Source organism: Hymenobacter sp. HSC-4F20, from assembly GCF_019599275.1.
Classification (GTDB): domain Bacteria; phylum Bacteroidota; class Bacteroidia; order Cytophagales; family Hymenobacteraceae; genus Hymenobacter.
The window spans coordinates 1,284,211-1,301,143 of the sequence record NZ_JAHZTD010000001.1 but is presented as its reverse complement, the minus strand read 5'-3'; the positions used below and the strand labels follow the sequence as shown (position 1 = coordinate 1,301,143).

At 58.8% G+C, this 16,933-nt stretch carries 16 protein-coding genes; 6 read left to right on the top strand and 10 right to left on the bottom strand.

From position 1 onward, the window contains the following. Window positions 1–61 precede the first annotated feature (61 nt). Together K3G63_RS05700 and K3G63_RS05695 are read left to right on the top strand one after the other, a co-directional pair. Complete coding sequence (locus K3G63_RS05700) at window positions 62–670, top strand: nitroreductase (RefSeq protein WP_220613101.1); 609 nt, start codon at window positions 62–64, stop codon at window positions 668–670. Between the two features lie 96 nt (window positions 671–766). Next, the gene (locus tag K3G63_RS05695) at window positions 767–1,180 is read left to right on the top strand and encodes a DoxX family protein (protein ID WP_220613100.1); all 414 of its coding nucleotides are present in this window, start codon (window positions 767–769) and stop codon (window positions 1,178–1,180) included. 128 nt (window positions 1,181–1,308) lie between these two features. On the opposite strand, the gene K3G63_RS05690 is transcribed toward K3G63_RS05695, so the two are convergent. The 3 genes from K3G63_RS05690 to K3G63_RS05680 form a co-directional block, all read right to left on the bottom strand. Beyond that, entirely contained in the window at window positions 1,309–1,515 is a 207-nt protein-coding gene (locus K3G63_RS05690; protein WP_220613099.1) for a hypothetical protein, read from the bottom strand. A gap of 100 nt (window positions 1,516–1,615) precedes the next feature. Beyond that, window positions 1,616–3,040 (bottom strand): dihydrolipoamide acetyltransferase family protein, encoded by a 1,425-nt coding sequence (locus K3G63_RS05685; RefSeq protein ID WP_220613098.1) that lies wholly within the window; start codon window positions 3,038–3,040, stop codon window positions 1,616–1,618. Between the two features lie 196 nt (window positions 3,041–3,236). Continuing rightward, window positions 3,237–4,487, bottom strand: coding sequence for a competence/damage-inducible protein A (locus tag K3G63_RS05680; protein WP_220613097.1), 1,251 nt, complete (start codon window positions 4,485–4,487; stop codon window positions 3,237–3,239). A gap of 99 nt (window positions 4,488–4,586) precedes the next feature. On the opposite strand from K3G63_RS05680, the gene K3G63_RS05675 reads away from it, so the two are divergent. Further along, window positions 4,587–5,414, top strand: coding sequence for a DUF4197 domain-containing protein (locus K3G63_RS05675; protein ID WP_220613096.1), 828 nt, complete (start codon window positions 4,587–4,589; stop codon window positions 5,412–5,414). 133 nt (window positions 5,415–5,547) lie between these two features. Beyond that, the gene (locus K3G63_RS05670) at window positions 5,548–6,309 is read left to right on the top strand and encodes a DUF4197 domain-containing protein (protein WP_220613095.1); all 762 of its coding nucleotides are present in this window, start codon (window positions 5,548–5,550) and stop codon (window positions 6,307–6,309) included. 111 nt (window positions 6,310–6,420) lie between these two features. Here the strand turns inward: K3G63_RS05670 and K3G63_RS05665 are convergent, their stop codons facing one another. The 7 genes from K3G63_RS05665 to K3G63_RS05635 form a co-directional block, all read right to left on the bottom strand. Further along, window positions 6,421–6,789 (bottom strand): hypothetical protein, encoded by a 369-nt coding sequence (locus tag K3G63_RS05665; RefSeq protein WP_220613094.1) that lies wholly within the window; start codon window positions 6,787–6,789, stop codon window positions 6,421–6,423. Window positions 6,790–7,083: 294 nt separating this feature from the next. Next, the gene (locus K3G63_RS05660; protein ID WP_220613093.1) at window positions 7,084–7,716 is read right to left on the bottom strand and encodes an ABC transporter ATP-binding protein; all 633 of its coding nucleotides are present in this window, start codon (window positions 7,714–7,716) and stop codon (window positions 7,084–7,086) included. A gap of 96 nt (window positions 7,717–7,812) precedes the next feature. Beyond that, window positions 7,813–8,613 carry an acyl-ACP--UDP-N-acetylglucosamine O-acyltransferase gene (gene lpxA, locus K3G63_RS05655; RefSeq protein WP_220613092.1) on the bottom strand — a complete coding sequence of 267 codons (801 nt, stop codon included), beginning with the start codon at window positions 8,611–8,613 and terminating at the stop codon, window positions 7,813–7,815. Window positions 8,614–8,725: 112 nt separating this feature from the next. Further along, window positions 8,726–10,120, bottom strand: a complete 1,395-nt coding sequence (locus tag K3G63_RS05650) for a bifunctional UDP-3-O-[3-hydroxymyristoyl] N-acetylglucosamine deacetylase/3-hydroxyacyl-ACP dehydratase (protein ID WP_220613091.1) — start codon at window positions 10,118–10,120, stop codon at window positions 8,726–8,728. A 138-nt stretch (window positions 10,121–10,258) separates the two neighbouring features. Next, on the bottom strand, window positions 10,259–11,299 hold the full coding sequence (gene lpxD / locus K3G63_RS05645) for a UDP-3-O-(3-hydroxymyristoyl)glucosamine N-acyltransferase (RefSeq protein ID WP_220613090.1): 1,041 nt from the start codon (window positions 11,297–11,299) through the stop codon (window positions 10,259–10,261). A gap of 21 nt (window positions 11,300–11,320) precedes the next feature. Beyond that, the gene (locus K3G63_RS05640; protein ID WP_220613089.1) at window positions 11,321–13,123 is read right to left on the bottom strand and encodes a hypothetical protein; all 1,803 of its coding nucleotides are present in this window, start codon (window positions 13,121–13,123) and stop codon (window positions 11,321–11,323) included. A 13-nt stretch (window positions 13,124–13,136) separates the two neighbouring features. Then, window positions 13,137–14,366: an HD domain-containing protein gene (locus tag K3G63_RS05635; RefSeq protein ID WP_220613088.1), complete on the bottom strand. Its 1,230-nt coding sequence runs from the start codon at window positions 14,364–14,366 to the stop codon at window positions 13,137–13,139. Between the two features lie 139 nt (window positions 14,367–14,505). Between K3G63_RS05635 and K3G63_RS05630 the strand changes: the two genes are divergently transcribed. Both K3G63_RS05630 and K3G63_RS05625 read left to right on the top strand, forming a co-directional pair. Continuing rightward, window positions 14,506–14,811 carry a hypothetical protein gene (locus K3G63_RS05630; RefSeq protein WP_220613087.1) on the top strand — a complete coding sequence of 102 codons (306 nt, stop codon included), beginning with the start codon at window positions 14,506–14,508 and terminating at the stop codon, window positions 14,809–14,811. Between the two features lie 256 nt (window positions 14,812–15,067). Next, window positions 15,068–16,633, top strand: a complete 1,566-nt coding sequence (locus K3G63_RS05625) for a PglZ domain-containing protein (RefSeq protein WP_220613086.1) — start codon at window positions 15,068–15,070, stop codon at window positions 16,631–16,633. The last annotated feature ends 300 nt before the right edge of the window (window positions 16,634–16,933 follow it).

Sequence of the window (16,933 nt, the reverse complement as noted above, 5' to 3'; positions counted from 1 at the left end):
TTTTTGTAGGAGCCCGGGAAGGAGCCTTAAAACATCCGACATCCAAATTTCTTTTTCAAGCATGATCAATCAAGCCGAAAACCCTACCCCCCTCAACGCCACGCAAGTCACCCAGCTGATTCGGGGGCGGCGCAGCATGCAGCCGGTGCTGTTTGAGCCGGGCCGCCCGGTGCCCGATGAGCTGGTGCGCGAGCTGCTGGAAAACGCTACCTGGGCGCCTACCCACAAACGCACCGAGCCCTGGCACTTTGTAGTATTTGCAGGGGCAGGCCGCCAGAAGCTAGCCGATTTTCAAGCCGAACTGTATCGGGCCACTGCGGGCGAGAAGTTTCAGCCGGCGAAGCTGGAGAAGATGATGAACAACCCGCTGCTCAGCTCCCATATTATTGCCATCGGGCTGAAGCGCAACCCCGAGGTGCCCGAAGTAGAGGAAGTAGCCGCCGTGGCGTGTGCCGTGCAAAACCTGCACCTCTCGGCCGTAGCGCACGGGCTGGCGGGCTTTTGGAGCAGCGGGGGCGTTACGTACCAGCCGGAAGCCAAGCCTTTTTTCGGTTTGGGCCCCAATGACCTGTTGCTGGGATTCTTCTTCCTGGGATACCCTAAACCGGGTGCTACCGCCCACAGCACGCGCAAGCCGCTGGACGAGAAAGTTACCTGGGTAGCGGAGTAACTACGGCCTTTCTACCGCTGGCAAAAGCGGCTTGTTGTATCCCGATGCGTTGCTTTTGCGTTGGGAGGGTAGTACTCACGATTTTCCCTATATAGCATGGCACCTTTCTTCCTTTCTCCCTGGGCCGGTCGGCTCCTCAGCGTCCTGCGCATTGTATCAGGCTTACTGATGCTGTTTCACGGTAGCCAAAAACTATTCGGCTGGCCTCCTTCCGACCATGGCGGGGGCAATGCTACCGGCCTGATGCTGGTTGCGGGCATCTTAGAGTTTGGTGGCGGTTTGCTGCTACTCATCGGGTTGTTTACGCGGCCCGTGGCCTTCATTCTGTCAGGGCTGATGGCGGTAGCTTACTTCATGGCCCACGCGCCTCAGCACGCCTTACCCATTGTAAACCAGGGCGAGCTAGCGGTGCTGTACTGCTTTGTGTATCTGTACCTGGCCGCCGCTGGCGCGGGGCCCTGGAGCGTTGATGCAGCGCGCAGCCGCAATACGGGGCAGGTGGTTTCGTAGGCAGATCCTGGAAGCAGAAGGGCCGGCCCACGAAAGTATCGTGGGCCGGCCCTTCTGTTTTTACGCGAAACAGCAGAAAACCCCAGTATGGCTTCTTGAGCCAAAGCTTGGAATAGTACGCTGGTATGCTAGTCTACAATCTTCAGGCTGTCGGGCACGGGGCCGCGGGTAGCTTGCACCAGTTGGTTTTGCAGCTGAAAATTTACCTGTTCACAGTCGGCAAAGCGTTTCTGAGCAGTTTCCAGGGCCGCCTCGGTGGTACGCAGGCGCTGATAGAGAAAGAGGATCAGGCCCAGCGCAATCAGCAAGGCCACCAGGGGCAAAACTTTGTTCATAGGAGAGGAGCAGCAACAGCTGAAAAAAGGCGGGAGGGTTGAGTAGTAAGGCCGACGGTAGCCTCTCTACTCAACCCTCCGCGGGTAGTAGTTCACACGCTTAGATGGTGGTGTTCGGGTCGAACTGCTCCAGGTAGTCGGCCACGCGGCGCACGAACATGCCGCCCAGCGAGCCATCTACCACGCGGTGGTCGTAGGAGTGGGAGAGGAACATGAAGTGGCGCACGCCAATCAAATCACCCTGGGGCGTTTCGATAACAGCCGGCTTCTTCTTGATGGCGCCCACGGCCATAATGGCCACCTGAGGCTGCATGATGATGGGCGTGCCCATCACGTTGCCGAAAGAGCCCACGTTAGACACGGTGTAGGTGCCGCCTTCCAGGTCCTCGGGCTTGAGCTTGTTAGCGCGGGCGCGGTTGGCGAGGTCGTTTACGCGCTTGCTCAGGCCGTTCAGGTTGAGTTGGTCGGCGTTGTGAATCACGGGCACAATGAGGTTGCCCGAGGGCAGCGCCACGGCCACGCCCACATTAATGTCGCGCTTCTTGATGATGTAGTCACCCTCCACCGACACGTTAATGTTCGGGAAGTCCTGGATGGCGCGGGCAATAGCCTGAATGAAAATAGGAGTGAAGGTCAGGTTTTCGCCTTCACGCTTCTTGTAGGCATCCTTGTGCTTGTTGCGCCAGAGTACCAGCTCCGTCACGTCGGCTTCCACGAAAGAAGTAACGTGGGGCGAAATCCGCTTGGAATCCACCATGCGCTGGGCAATCATCTTGCGCATCCGGTCCATTTCCAGCAGCTCCTGGTTGCCGCTGATAGAAGGCACCGCCTTGGTAGCTGGCGCAGCCGGAGCGGCAGGTTGGGCTGCTGGTGCAGGGGTAGGCGCAGGAGCCTGGGGTGCCGGGGCCGCGGCCGGAGCTTGCGGGGCCGGAGTGGCGGCCTGGGGCTGGGCGACCGGGGCAGAAGAGGGCTGCTGAGCCACGGGTTTCTTGCCGGCCGCTACGTAGTCGAGGATGTCTTTTTTGGTAACGCGACCCTCGCTGCCGGTGCCGGGCAGCTGCTCCAGGTCGGTCATGGAAATGCCTTCTTCGCGGGCAATGCTGAGTACGAGCGGGGAGTAGAACCGGCCGGCCTGGGGCTGTGCGCTAACCGCCTGGGCGGGGGTGGCCTGCGGGGCGCCTGCCTCAGGCAGGTAGGGAACGTCGATGGCAGGTTTCTCAGCTCCGTTGGTAGAGAGTGCCGGCATATCAGCCGTCGAAGCCGAAGCGCCCACGGCAGCGTTTACATCGGTTTCAATAATGGCAATGGGGGCACCCACCGCTACTACCTGGCCTTCCTGCACCAATACCTCCTGCAGAATGCCCGCGTGAAGAGCCGGCACTTCGGTATCCACTTTATCGGTGGCTACTTCCAGCACCGATTCATCCTGTTCAATGGAGTCGCCTACTTGTTTAAGCCATTTCAGGACGGTGCCTTCCATGATGGATTCGCCCATCTTGGGCATCGTCATTTCCACTCGTGCCATGCGGTTGGGGTAGTTAGGGAAAAAGGGTGGGGTGGGTTTCGAGCCTCAAAGGTAAGTGAAATGGTGAGGCGGTGAAAAAGTGAAATTGTGAGGTGAGTACCTGGTGGAATGGGGAGGTAGTCAACTAGTGCGGACCTGCACCCTACTGTGTCAAGTCGCGCCAGCGAAACAGCACACGCACTATTTCACCAGTTCACTAGTTGCCTACCTCCAGCCGCAGCAGATTAAGCGCCATCGTAGTGGTATACTCCAGGTTGAGCTGGCGGCCGCGGTTAAAGCTGATTTGCCGAGTTACGGTGCGGTTGGCATCGGCATATGCGAAGCAGATGGTGCCAATGGGTTTGTCGGGCGTACCGCCATCGGGGCCGGCAATGCCGCTGGTGGCCAGGGCTACATCTACCCCCAGCCGGCGCCGCAAGCCCTCAGCCATTTCGGCTACAGTGGCTTCGCTCACGGCCCCGTGGGTGGTTAGAGTCTCGGGCTTTACGCCCAACTCGCGCATTTTTATATCGTTGGAATAGGCAATAATGCTGCCCTGATAATAGCGCGAGCTGCCGGGGATGCTAGTGAGGCGGTGGGCCAGCAGGCCCCCGGTGCAGCTTTCCGCCGTGCCCACGCTAAGGCCCCGTTCCAGTAGCAACTGGCCCACGGCCTCCTCCAGCTTGATTTCACCGATGGCAAAGATATGCTCCCCGAGCAGGGTGCGCAGCTCCGGCAGCAGGGCTTCCATGCGGGGGCGCAGGTTGGGTTGGCCGTCGTCGTGGCCCGTCAGGCGCAGGCGCACCCCGCCGAGGTAGGGCAGGTAGGCCAGTTTCACGTTGGGGGGTAACGTTGCTTCCCAAGCCTCAATCTGCTGGGCCAGAAACGATTCACCCAGGCCAATGGTCTGCACCACTACGTGTTCGATGGGTGGCGTCTGAAAGTGCTGCTGCAGGCGGGGCAGCACTTCGTTGGTCATGAGGTATTTCATTTCGTGGGGCACGCCGGGCATGCTCACGAACACAGTGCCCCGGTCCGCAAACCACATGCCCGGGGCCGTGCCCACAGCATTGAACAGCACCTCGCAGTTGGCCGGCACTAGGGCCTGCTGGCGGTTTACTTCCAGCATAGGCCGGTTGAAGCGCTGGAAGATGCCCTCCACGTGCTCCAGCGTAGGCTGATGCATAACCAGCTCAGCCCCGAAATAGCGAGCCAGTACGTGCTTGGTTAAATCGTCTTTGGTGGGCCCCAGGCCGCCGGTCATCAGCACTACCTGAGCCCGTTGCCGGGCCTGGTCCAGGGCAGCCACGATTTCATCGGCCCGATCTGAAACGCTGCTGATCTGGCGCACGCGCAGGCCCAGCTTGGCTAGCTCCTGGCCCATAAAGGCCGAATTCGTGTCGATGACTTGCCCGTAGAGCAGTTCATCGCCAATAGTCATGATTTCAACGTCGGGGAGCGAGGGCATAGCAAAGGGAGTTAGGAGGAGAACCGGATTTGGCGCAATATTGGCAACCCGTGGGCTAACAACGCCGCAACGGCCTTCTGGTTTTCACTCTTCTGTTATATGATTCCCCTCCGCCCTTTCGCCCTTGGTCTGGCCCTGGCACTGACCACCGTGCAGCTCGCCGCTGCCCAAACTACAACCACGACGAAAAAGACCACGTCGACGGCCAAAAAGACCACAACGGCCAAGAAAACCACTCCGGCCAAAAAAACCACGACCACCAAGGCCACCACTATCAAAACTACTGCTGCGGCAGCCCCAGTCGCCCCGGTGAAAGTCCCGCTCACGGCCGAGGAAGCTGCCGGCGGCCTGCGCGAGGCCCTGAGCCAAGGCGTTAGCAGCGCCGTAGCCCAGGCCGGAGCAACCGACGGCTTCAACGGCAATGCGGATATTCGTATTCCGTTCCCGCCTGAGGCAGAACTGGTAGCCGCTACCCTGCGCAAGCTAAAAGCCGGCGCCTTGGTCAGCAACTTCGAGGTAGCCCTGAACCGCGCCGCTGAAACGGCCGCCACCCAAGCCAAGCCTATTTTTTTGAATGCGGTGCAAAACTTAAGCTTGCAGGATGCCCTCACGCTGGCCACCAGTCAGGAGCACGATGCGGCAACCACGCTGCTCTACGAGAAAACGGCCGCCGACTTACGCACCGCTTTTCAGCCCACAGTACAGCAGTCGCTGGAGAAAACCGGTGCCACCCGGCTCTACGCCGAAATGGTAGCCCGCTACAACAAGATTCCGCTGGTCACGCCGCTCAACCCGCAGCTGGTGCCCTACGCCACCGAAAAAACGGTAGATGGCCTGTTTGCCCTGATTGCCACCGAGGAGGGCCGCATCCGTCAGAACCCGGCCGCTCAGGGTAGCGCCCTGCTTAAGCGCGTGTTTGGCAAGTAATAGATGGGGTAGCGGTCCGCGTCGATGAGTTGGGCCGTTTACTCTAGAAAACCGGTCTTCGTTCGGCTAATAATCCGAAGTTGGTCCGGTTTCTGCCAAGTCCTGACCAGCATCTGTATTGCCTTCTACTACCATGAACTACCGCCGTCTTTTCGTGTTGCCCGTGGCCCTGCTGGGCCTCAACGTTGCTGCCTCGGCCCAGATTAAGCTGTCCAAACTCGGCGACATTCTAAAAACTACCATTCCTGCCACTACGGCCAGCAAAGCGGGCAACACTGGCACCATCAGCCAGGATGAGGCGGCCCGCGGCCTCAAGGAAGCCCTAATTCAGGGCATCAGTAAGGGCGCCGATCAGGCTTCACAGCAGGATGGGTTTTATTTAAACAAGCTTATCCGCATTCCCTTTCCGGCCGATGCTCAGCGCGTGGCTACCACACTTCGCTCCCTTGGGCTGGGCAGCCAGGTAGACCGGTTTGAGCTGACTTTGAACCGGGGAGCCGAGGAGGCCGCCAAGAGCGCCAAGCCCATTTTCCTGACGGCTATCAAAAGCCTGACTTTTAAAGACGTGTGGGGCATCCTGACAGGCGAAAAGGACGCCGCTACCACCTACCTCAAGCGCACGACTACCGAGCAGCTCACGGTGGCCTTCAAGCCTATCGTGCAGAAAAGCCTCGACCAGGTAGGCGCCACCCGCTACTACACGGACCTGACCACGCGCTACAACCGGATTCCGCTGGTTAAGCCCGTCCAGACCGACTTAAACCAGTACGCCACCGGCAAGGCCATCGACGGCTTGTTTACGCTTATTGCGCAGGAGGAGGCGAACATCCGGGAAAACCCCGTGGCCCGTACCACCGAGCTGCTCAAGCGCGTGTTCGGCAAGAAGCAGAGCTGATTTACCAGCCAGCCGTTGTTTATCTTCCATAAGAAAGCCCCGTTCCGAAATAGGAACGGGGCTTTCTTATGGGTTGCGTGGTCTGCCAGCGCAACCTTGCCTAGCTAGGTGTTAAAAATCGTCATCATCGTAGCCAGAGCTGCGGCGGCCGCTGCCGGTGCGGTGGCTGCCGTAGCCGCTGTCGTCATCGTCCTCCTCGTCGCCGAAGTCATCGTCATCGTCAAGGCTGCTGAAGCCGCGGCTGCCATCGGGGTCCTCGGCGGCTTCAGCGGTAGCAAACTCGTCCTCAGTCATGCTGGCCAAATCCAGCGCCTCATCATGCGAGGAGCCGGTGTCACGCCACATCAGGTAGTCGGCATACTTGGCCGAAAGCTGGTCTTCGGAATTACCGCGCGTTTTACTGCCGCCGGTTTTAGCGAAATTGTCTATCTCGTCGTCATCGTCGAAAAGGTCGTCGTCGAGGTCGTCGTATTGTCTCATGGCCTTGCTAGGGTCAGTAAGGGTGAAAAGTTCAAGTGAAAGGTGCCGCAGCGTTCAGAATGCGAAGATACGCGCGGAATGGTTGCGAAGGTTGCGAGGAAAGTACGAATCCAGGCCTACGGTGGCGTTTAACCCGGCACGGGCGCGTACTTCAGATACCGCCACCTCTTGGGTAGCGGCCGTGCCAGGCCCAAGGCACGGCCGCTATCTAGCTAGCTTTTCTGGTTGCTGCTCCGGCCCCCCGCAAAGCTTTAACCGAGCCTGGGAGTGCCGCGCTTGCGGCGCACTTCCAGGCTACCGTGCTGCTTTGGCCCCAAAGTCAGTGATGCGCAACTGTTGCTGGCAGAAGTCATATTCCTCGGGTACATTGCTGGAAACCAGTATAGTGCGGCCGGGGAGGGTAGCCTGTATGTGCTCCAGGTACCATTCCACGCCGGTGCGGTCGAGGTTGGTGGTGGGCTCGTCGAGCAGGAGTAGGGGGGTATCGGCGTATAGGGCCAGGGCCAGCTTGAGGCGCTGCTTCATGCCGGAGGAGAAGTCGCGCACCAGCTTGTGCCGCGACTTCTCCAGGTACATAATGCTGATTAGCTGCTCCGCTGTCAGGCCCGGGCGTAGGGGCTTGAAGCGAGTATGAAACTGAATCTGCTCAGTAAGGGTCAGTTCCTCAATCAGCTCTAAGTAGGGCGCGGCGTAAGCTAGCCGCGGCGGTACATCTTCCACGGCCACCGTGCGGCCAGCGTGCTCGTAGCTCAGCGTGCCAGTAGTCGGCAGAATCTGCCCAGACAGGGTGTTGAGCAATGTGCTCTTGCCGGCCCCGTTAGGGCCTAGAATAGCCGTGGCCGTGCCAGGCTGAAACGTGTGGGTCAGGTCCCGGAAAATCCAGTCCCGGGCGAAGCGCTTGCCCAGCCCGGTAGCGGTAATTTGCATGGTATAGAGCTTAGAGAGAAAAGCGTAGAGCGTAAAAGGATGTCTTACAGCAGAACACCCCTTACGCTCTACGCTCCTCAGGTCTTACTTCTAGGCTTATTCGCCGTTGCCGTTGCCATTACGGCCGTAGCCCTTAATCACGCCGCGACCCGAATTGCGGATAAAGTTCACTACCTCGTCGCGCTCGGGGGAAGGGGCCAGCTCCAGCTCAATCTGGTCGAGGGCGGCGGCATTGTTCAGCCCGCTCATGAACAAAAGGCGGTAGAGCTGCTGAATCTCGGAAATCTTCTGGTCGGAGAAGCCCCGCCGACGCAGCCCGATGCTGTTGATGCCGGCGTAGCTGAGTGGCTCGCGGCCGGCCTTCACGAAGGGCGGCACGTCTTTGCGAATCAGAGAGCCGCCCGAAATCATGGCGTGTGCCCCGATGCGCACAAACTGGTGAATAGCCGAGGAGCCACCCACAATGGCGTAGTCGCCGACCTCCACGTGGCCCGCTACCTGCACCGTGTTGGCCAGAATACAGTTGTCGCCGATAACGCAGTCGTGGGCAATGTGTACGTAGGCCATCAGCAGACAATTGCTGCCCACCACGGTTTTGAGCTTGTCCACGGTGCCGCGGTTTACCGTCACGCATTCCCGGATAACGGTATTGTCACCGATATGCACGGTGGTTTTCTCGCCGGCAAACTTCAAGTCCTGGGGCTGGGCGGCAATCACCGCGCCCGGAAAAATCTTGCAGTTCTTGCCAATGCGGGCCCCCGCCATAATCGTCACGTTGGGTCCAATCCAGGTGCCTTCCCCGATTTCCACGTCCTTGTCGATGGTCGTGAACGGCTCCACCACCACGTTCTGGGCGATTTTAGCTTCGGGGTGAATGTAGGCGAGCGGCTGGTTCATTCGTTGGGTAATTAGTAATTAAGAATTAATAATTAAGAATTGCCTCAACGACCCGCAAAGCGAATGTCGTATGAGAATTGTTCATTCCTAAGTATTAATTACTAATTGAAAACTAGGCGTCTTTCCGGACAATACTGGCCGACATTTCGGCTTCCATCACCACCTTCCCGTTCACGTAGGCCTTGCCGCTCATCTTGGCAATGCCGCGCTTGATAGGAGCGGTGAGGTCGCACTTGAAGATGATGGTGTCGCCGGGCTTCACCATGCGGCGGAAGCGGCAGTTCTCAATGCCCAGGAAATAGGTCCAGTAGTTTTCGGGGTCGGGCACCGTGTTCAGCACCAGAATGCCACCGGTTTGGGCCATGGCCTCAATCTGAAGCACGCCCGGCATCACGGGGTTGCCGGGGAAGTGGCCCGGAAAGAAAGGCTCGTTCATCGTCACGTTTTTCACGCCGGTTACCGTGCTGGCATCGAGGTGAATAATCTTGTCGATGAGCAGGAAGGGGTAGCGGTGGGGCAGGGTGGCGGCAATCTTGTTGATGTCCATCACCGGCTCGCGCGAGGGGTCGTAGGAAGGCACGGCGCTGGTATGGGCCTCCATCATTTTTTTCTTGATGCGCTTGGCAAAGGCCACGTTGGCCGCGTGCCCGGGGCGGGCGGCCAGAATTTGACCTTTCAGCGGGCGGCCTACCAAGGCCAGGTCGCCCACCAGATCGAGGAGCTTGTGGCGGGCGGGCTCGTTCTTGTAGCGCAGGTCCACGTTGTTGAGGATACCCTCTTTCTTAACCGCCACCTTGGGCTTGCCCAGCATGGTAGCCAGCTCGCTCAGCTCGTCGTCGCTCACCACGCGGTCTACTACCACAATGGCGTTGCTCAGGTCGCCGCCTTTGATGAGGTTTTGCTTGTAGAGCGCTTCCAGCTCGTGCAAGAAACAGAAGGTGCGCGAGGAGGCAATTTCTGAGGTGAACTGGTCGATGTGGGTTAGCGAGGCATGCTGAGACCCGAGCACCGGCGAGTTGTAGTCGACCATTACCGTGAGGCGGTAGGTATTCAGGGGCAGGGCAGCCAGCTCCACGGCCCGGCCGTTATCCACGTAGCGGATTTCGTCGGGAATCTCGAAGTAGTTACGCAGGGCGTTCTGCTCTTCCAGGCCTGCTTCCTGCAGGGGCTTGATGAACTCATAGCTGGAGCCATCCATGATGGGTGGCTCGGGCCCGTCCAGCTGAATCAGCACGTTATCGATCTGCAAGCCTACCAGCGCGGCCAGGGTATGCTCCACGGTATTCACGCGGGCGCCGTTCTGCTCAATGGTAGTGCCGCGGGAAAGGTCTACTACGTTATCGACGTCGGCATCCACGAGGGGCTGGCCGGGCAAATCAATGCGCTGGAACTTATAGCCGTGGTTGATGGGTGCGGGGCAGAACGTCATGGTGGCCTGCACGCCGGTATGAAGGCCGATGCCACTCACGGTGACGGGAGCCTTAATGGTATGTTGCTTGTCGTTCATTTTTGAGCTGTTAGCTACTGGCCGTTAGCCGTTAGCCGACGTTCAGAACCCTACGGAATAAGGCTAGGGGCATGAGGTGAGAAAAAACCGGGGGCCAACAGCTAACAGCTATCAGCCAGCAGCTCTTGAAATGCAAAGCTAGGGCTTTTCCGGTTCGGTACGGCTGCGTTCCAGCTGGGTGAGGCGGCGCTCCAGGTCTGGCAAGTGGCGGAAGATGGCGTTGGCGCGCAGACTGTCGCGCAGATTGAAGGCCGGAGAGCCTTGGAGCAGCACGCCTTCTTCCTTAATGGATTTGCCCACGCCCGACTGAGCCGTAACGGTGGTGCGGTTAGCCAGGCTCAGGTGACCCGCTATTCCGGTCTGGCCGGCCAGCACGCAGAAGTCGCCGATTTTGGTGGAGCCCGATACACCCGACTGGGAGGCAATAACTGTGTGGCGGCCCACTTCCACGTTGTGGGCAATCTGCACGAGGTTGTCGATTTTAGCACCCTCCCGGATGATGGTCGAGCCCATGGTAGCGCAGTCGATGGTGGCATTCGCCCCTACGCTCACGTTGTCTTCGAGCACCACGTTGCCAATCTGCGGAATGGGGCGGTAGGAACCGTCGGGCTGGGGGGCAAAGCCGAAGCCATCGGAGCCGATAACGGCCCCGGCATGAATGGTGCACCGGTTGCCAATAACGGTTTCGGCGTACACCTTGGCCCCGGCGTAGAGGATGGTGCCGTCGCCGATTTTGCACCGGTCGCCGATGAACACGTGAGGAAAAATCACGACGTCGCGGCCAATCTCGCAGTTCTCACCGATGTAGGAAAAAGCGCCGCGGTAGTGGTTTTCGCCGATGGTGGCACTGGCCGCCAGGTAGGCAGGCTCCTCCACGCCGCGCTTGCCGGTGCGGGTGGCTTGTTGGTAGAATTCCAGCAGGGTAGTGAAGCTGGTGTACGGGTCGTCTACCCGGATAAGAGCGGCGCCCGTGGACTGCTTTAGCTCCAGGCCGCGGCTGACAATTACGGCCGAAGCGCCTGTGGTGTAGAGGTAGGGCTCGTACTTCGGGTTCGAAAGAAAGGAGAGGGCACCCGCCCGGGCTTCTTCAATTTTCGCCAAGCGGTTGATTTGCTGCGTGGCGTCTCCTTCCACGGTTCCGCGCAGTACTTCTGCTATCTGACCTACGGTAAATTCCATCGGGCAAAAGTAGAGAAATATCTATTTCCCGGCGTCCGCTGCCTTCGGGCTAGGTGGTGGCGCGTGGGCTGGCCGGGCCGCTACGCGCTGATAAATGGTAGCCCCGTCGTCGGCATATGCCAGGCGGTAAGCAGCTGGCGTAAGCCAGGGAGGTAGTACCGCTTGCCCCCGAAATAGCACCACGTAATCGTAGGAGCTGCCCTGGGCGGATGCGGCTTCGAACAAGTGCAGGGGGTAGTGCGTGGTGAGGGCGTAGTGATGAAAATAAAGCTTATGAAAAGGGGCATCGAAATACACTCGCTTGGGGCGTTGCTGCCGCAACCAGGCGTAGGAGCCCTGCAACTGCCGCGCCTGGCTCTGGGCCGCGCGCACGGCGTAGCGAAAATGGGCTACCTCGTAGAGGCCATACAACCCCACTGCCAGCCCCAGGGCCACCAGCCGCAACCGCGGTGGAACCTGAAGCCGCTGCAACATCCACTCGCCGGAAATGGCTACCCCGATGCAAAAGAAGAAGGTTGCGTACAGCAGCACCCGCGCCGGACTATATACCCGCTGAATGGGCATATACACGAAAGGCAGTAGCACCAGCACTACAGCGGGCAGGGCTATCCGCCGCAGCCGCGGTGGCAGCCAAGGCAACACCGCTAGCACGGCCAGGAGCAACCCCACGAACCCCGGAGCACTCAATTGCTCGTGCCCGAACAGCTCCCGCGCCGGTTTCAGCAAATACAAGGCGTAGGACTGCCAGAAAGCCGCTAGGCTCTGGGGAGCAATGTAGGAATTGGCCGCCAGGGCCCGCAGCCCGGAAACGCAGATAACCGGCGCGTATAAAAGCAGCGTACCGAGGCCTACCAGTGTGCTGGCCCCGGCCAGGGCCGCTAGCCCCGCCCACTGCTGGCGCCGGAAGAATACCACTGCCAGCCAGAGGCCCAGCGAAACCAGGGGGTAGGCGTACGTCGGGATGGTGTACAGGCCCAGCACCCCCGTCAGGACGAAGGCGCCCCACCCGAGCCGCTGAAACCGGGCACTGTGCAAAATGGCCAGCGTAGCAAAAAACTGCCCGAGTGTCAGCACAATCAGCAGGAAGTAGCCTCGCCCCGTCATGGCGTAGTACAGGCTCAGCGGGGAAAGGCAGAACAGCCCCGCAGCGCAGCTGGCAATCCGGAACGACGTAACACGAATAAGCAGGGCGTAGGCCGCGGCGGTGCCAACCAGGCTAAACAGGAGGGTGGGCAGCCGCAGAATAACCACATCATGAGAAGTAAACCAGCTGACAACCCAACAACTCAGGCTAAACAGCACATGGTTATTCGGAATGGGGTAGAAGCTGGTGCTGGCTACCGGTCCTCCACTCACGAAATAGTCGTAGGTCGCTACTTCATCGGTGCTGAGTGGGTACACAGCGGCGTAATACAGGCGCAGGGCCAGCACCCCTAGAAGGAGCAGGCTCCCCGCTAGCTTTTCGGGTAGAGAAAGTCGCACGACGCTGCCCCACACGCTGCTGATAACGGCCCGTAGGTTCTGGCTTAGCTCCCGGAGTTCTACGGATAGCTGTCCTCGTCGCAGCCGGTAGGCTAGGGTAGCGGCTGCTCCCAGGGCGGCTCCCCACAGGCTCGTGCGCAGCAGGGCATACCGCGCCGGCGCTACCTGGAGCACAAACTCCGGCATTTCGTTGCGGGCGTAGATGGTGCGGCGCAGCAGGTGCAGCGCATCCAGCGTAACCCAGCTGTAGAGCAGGGCCAGGCTACCGCTCACCAGCAGCAGAAACAAAGCTAGCAGGCCAATGGGCAGAGCAGAAAATAAGCGACGAAAGAAGGCAGGCATCCTCGGGTACCCGTTACAGGATTTCCTTGGGGTAGCAGATGTAGTGTTTCTCGACCCGCTGGCTGATGGCCCGAATGTTCGGCAGGTCGGAGGCTTCGGCTACGTTGACTACCCGGCCGCGCTTGGTGAGTACATCAATGGGGTCTTGCCCATCGGCATCGTAGGCATTGTTGCTGATGCGGCCCGTGAGCATGAGCTGGGCCGCATCCTCAGTGGGCAACTGAAAATGCTCGGCAATCAGTTCCACGATGCCTAACTGGAAATCCTCCTCGAACGGCTCGCTCTGGAGCGTTATTTTGAACAGATGCCGATCCAGTAGGCTTTGGGCCAGGTAGTTCAGCACCTTGTCGGGGTGGTCGGCCCAAAGCTTCACGGCGCCCCACACGTCGGTATCGTCGAGGCGGGTGAAGCGGCGCAGAATCTCGTCGTCCTGCTCAAACTCTTGCTGCGTGACGCTGCGCGAGAGAAAGAAGTGCAGGTTCGGCGAAGCCGGCACTTCTACTCCCTTGCGCACCAGGTCACGGGCCCGCTGCATAATCCGGATGACCATCTGCTCGGCCGACGTGACGGTTTTGTGCAGATACACCTGCCAGTACATCAGCCGCCGGCTCACCAGAAAATTCTCGATGCTGTACACCGCTTTTTCCTCCAGCACCAGCCGCTCATCTACTACCGTCAGCATTTTAATAAGGCGGTCGGCGCCGGGGCGGCCTTCCTGCACGCCCGTGTAAAACGAGTCGCGGTTGAGGTAGTCCAGGCGGTCCATGTCCAACTGGCTGCTCACCAGCTGATGAAAGAACGGGCGCGAGTAGGTGCCCTCAAAAATCTGAATGGCCAGGTCCAGGGCTCCGTCGAAGCGGGCGTTGAGCTTGCGCATCAGGTGCAGGCTTAGCTCCTCGTGGTGCACCTGATGGAAGATGCTGTGCTCCAGCGCGTGGGAGAGGGGGCCGTGGCCGACATCGTGGAGCAGAATGGCCGCCATGGCGGCCTCGCCTTCCTTGGCCGAAATCTTGATGCCCTTGTCCTTGAGCGTGCGCAGGGCCAGCGTCATCAGGTGCATGGCGCCCAGGGCGTGGTGAAAGCGCGTGTGCAGGGCCCCCGGATACACGAAACTGGTCAGGCCCAGCTGCTGAATCCGGCGCAGCCGCTGGAAATAGGTGTGCTCAATCAAGTCAAACAGCAACTCCGTCGGGATGGTGACAAAGCCATACACCGGGTCGTTGAAGATTTTCTTTTTGTTCAAGTGAGAGTTAATGTAGCCGACGTAAAGCTGCCGACGGTGAGGAATACCTGCTTCTGTACTGTATCTGAACGCGGGAGTTTTCCAATGGATGGGCTATTTTCCCGCGCAATACTATACACTGACATCCATACTCTGAGATATGACAGCCATTCTACTGCTCGATGAGGGCTCTATGATTACGTTTGTTGTAATCCTGTTTCGCTTTGCGGTGCTAGTAGCTAGTGCAGCAACTATGGTTATGACGCTTAACCCTAAGTATTTGTGGCTACGAATAACCGGGTTGGTTCTTGCAGTACTTGTGTTGCTGGTTGCCTTCGCTCTGCTGAACCCTTCACCGTACGCTGACCCCAACGGGCGCTACGTGGTTATGGCCCTGTGCGTGCCCGTAGTGGTTGGGTTTTTAGGCCTTGGCTGGTATGCTCTTCGTGCCCGCCCCAGCCGGTAGAGGAACGGAGGGGCTAACATATAAACCAACATTTTTAGGCTACCTTACCGCCGAGTGGGTGGCGAAGTATAGCCCGTAGAGAATTTTTAAATCAAAAACCACGGATTGGGAGTAAAGCTACTTACGAAACATCAGATGCATTTTGCTGCCCGTACTTGCAGCTACTGCGCAGGAATTGGTATCTGTATTTCGTAAAGTGCGTTTAATGACCCGCCGGGCCGCCGACGCCTGGCGCCACACCCCAAGACCTCACCACATGCAATACTCGATTCTCTGGGCCGATGACGAAATCGACCTCCTGAAACCCCACATTCTGTTCCTCAAGGATAAAGGCTACGACGTAACCGGCGTTAACTCCGGGGCCGACGCTATTGAGGAGATTCAGGAGAAGACGTATGATATTGTGTTTCTGGACGAAAATATGCCCGGCCTCACGGGCTTGGAAACCCTCACCGAAATCAAGGCGGTGCGCCCTACCGTGCCCGTGGTCATGATTACCAAGAGCGAAGAGGAGCACATCATGGAATCGGCCATCGGGGCCAAAATTGCCGACTACCTCATTAAGCCCGTCAACCCCAGCCAGATTCTGCTGTCGGTGAAGAAGGTGCTCGACAACAAGCGCCTGGTGAGCGAAGCCACCAACAGCGGCTACCAGCGCGACTTCCGCCAGCTGGGCATGCAGCTCTCCGACCGCCTCAGCCCCTCGGAGTGGGCCGACGTGTACAAGAAGCTGGTGTATTGGGAGCTGGAAATCAACGAGACGGAAGGCAAAAGCATGGCCGACGTCTTCAACATGCAGAAGGACGAAGCCAACACCTACTTCGGCCGCTTTATCACGGAAAACTACGAGGACTGGGTAAACGGCGACGATGACGACGCCCCGCTCATGTCGCACCAGCTATTCAAGGAACGCGTGTTCCCGATGCTGAAGGATACCGGCGACACGCCCGTGTACTTCGTGCTCATCGACAACCTGCGCTACGACCAGTGGAAGGTGCTAGAGCCCATCATTGCCGACCTGTTCACGGTTGACTCGGAGGAAACTTACTACAGCATCCTGCCTACTACCACCGCCTACGCCCGCAATGCCATCTTCTCGGGCATGATGCCCGGCGAGATTCAGAAGAAGTACCCCAACCTGTGGGTGTGGGACGACGACGATGAGGGCAAGAACATGCACGAAGCCGAGTTCATGGAAATCATGTTCCAGAAGGCCGGGCAGAAAGCCAAGTACAGCTACAACAAGGTGACCAACCTGCAGGCCGGCAAGGACTTGCTGGGCAAAATGGCCAACCTGCACAACAACTACAAGCTCAACGTCATCGTCTACAACTTCGTGGACATGCTCAGCCACGCCCGCACCGACATGGCCATGATCCGGGAGCTGGCCGCCGACGAATCGGCGTACCGCAGCATCACCCGCTCGTGGTTCCTACACTCGCCCCTGTACGAAATGCTGCAGGTGATTTCGGAGAAGAAGGGCAAGCTTATCATCACCACCGACCACGGCACCATCCGGGTAAAGCGGCCTTATAAAATTGTGGGCGACCGGAACACGAACACCAACCTGCGCTACAAGCACGGCAAAAACCTGGGCTTCGATGACAGCAAGGACGTGTACACGGTGCGCAAGCCGGAGCGCATTTTCCTCCCCCGCGAAAACGTGAGCACCGCCTACGTCTTCACCGTCGGCGACTACTTCTTCGCCTACCCCAACAACTACAACTACTACGTGAACTACTACAAGGACACGTTCCAACACGGCGGCATTTCCCTGGAGGAATGTATCATTCCCTACGTAGTGCTTAGCCCGAAGGGGTAGCGAAAGTAAAGACAAACAAAAAGGCCGGTCAAGTGACCGGCCTTTTACGTAAATACCAGTAGGATTTTCTACGAATGCTGGTCCGGCTTACTATGATTCCGCCGGATTGCCGGGAGCAGGAAACTGGTTATCAAAAAAGGCAGCAAAAGTCCTAGCGTCTGAATGGGGAAAAGGAATACCACGGCGTCTAGCGGCCAGTAGAGAGCAAACAACACGAATAGGGGTCCCCAGATCAGAAACAGATAGTGCCTAGTGGTTTTGCGGGTACTGGAGCCCTGGGTTAAATAGAATACGGCGCCC

Bases quoted from the DNA above. Each gene is read 5' to 3' on its own strand.
- K3G63_RS05700 (WP_220613101.1), top strand. From the start codon at position 62: ATGATCAATCAAGCCGAAAACCCTACCCCCCTCAACGCCACGCAAGTC.
- K3G63_RS05695 (WP_220613100.1), top strand. From the start codon at position 767: ATGGCACCTTTCTTCCTTTCTCCCTGGGCCGGTCGGCTCCTCAGCGTC.
- K3G63_RS05690 (WP_220613099.1), bottom strand. From the start codon at position 1,515: ATGAACAAAGTTTTGCCCCTGGTGGCCTTGCTGATTGCGCTGGGCCTG.
- K3G63_RS05685 (WP_220613098.1), bottom strand. From the start codon at position 3,040: ATGGCACGAGTGGAAATGACGATGCCCAAGATGGGCGAATCCATCATG.
- K3G63_RS05680 (WP_220613097.1), bottom strand. From the start codon at position 4,487: ATGCCCTCGCTCCCCGACGTTGAAATCATGACTATTGGCGATGAACTG.
- K3G63_RS05675 (WP_220613096.1), top strand. From the start codon at position 4,587: ATGATTCCCCTCCGCCCTTTCGCCCTTGGTCTGGCCCTGGCACTGACC.
- K3G63_RS05670 (WP_220613095.1), top strand. From the start codon at position 5,548: ATGAACTACCGCCGTCTTTTCGTGTTGCCCGTGGCCCTGCTGGGCCTC.
- K3G63_RS05665 (WP_220613094.1), bottom strand. From the start codon at position 6,789: ATGAGACAATACGACGACCTCGACGACGACCTTTTCGACGATGACGAC.
- K3G63_RS05660 (WP_220613093.1), bottom strand. From the start codon at position 7,716: ATGCAAATTACCGCTACCGGGCTGGGCAAGCGCTTCGCCCGGGACTGG.
- lpxA (WP_220613092.1), bottom strand. From the start codon at position 8,613: ATGAACCAGCCGCTCGCCTACATTCACCCCGAAGCTAAAATCGCCCAG.
- K3G63_RS05650 (WP_220613091.1), bottom strand. From the start codon at position 10,120: ATGAACGACAAGCAACATACCATTAAGGCTCCCGTCACCGTGAGTGGC.
- lpxD (WP_220613090.1), bottom strand. From the start codon at position 11,299: ATGGAATTTACCGTAGGTCAGATAGCAGAAGTACTGCGCGGAACCGTG.
- K3G63_RS05640 (WP_220613089.1), bottom strand. From the start codon at position 13,123: ATGCCTGCCTTCTTTCGTCGCTTATTTTCTGCTCTGCCCATTGGCCTG.
- K3G63_RS05630 (WP_220613087.1), top strand. From the start codon at position 14,506: ATGACAGCCATTCTACTGCTCGATGAGGGCTCTATGATTACGTTTGTT.
- K3G63_RS05625 (WP_220613086.1), top strand. From the start codon at position 15,068: ATGCAATACTCGATTCTCTGGGCCGATGACGAAATCGACCTCCTGAAA.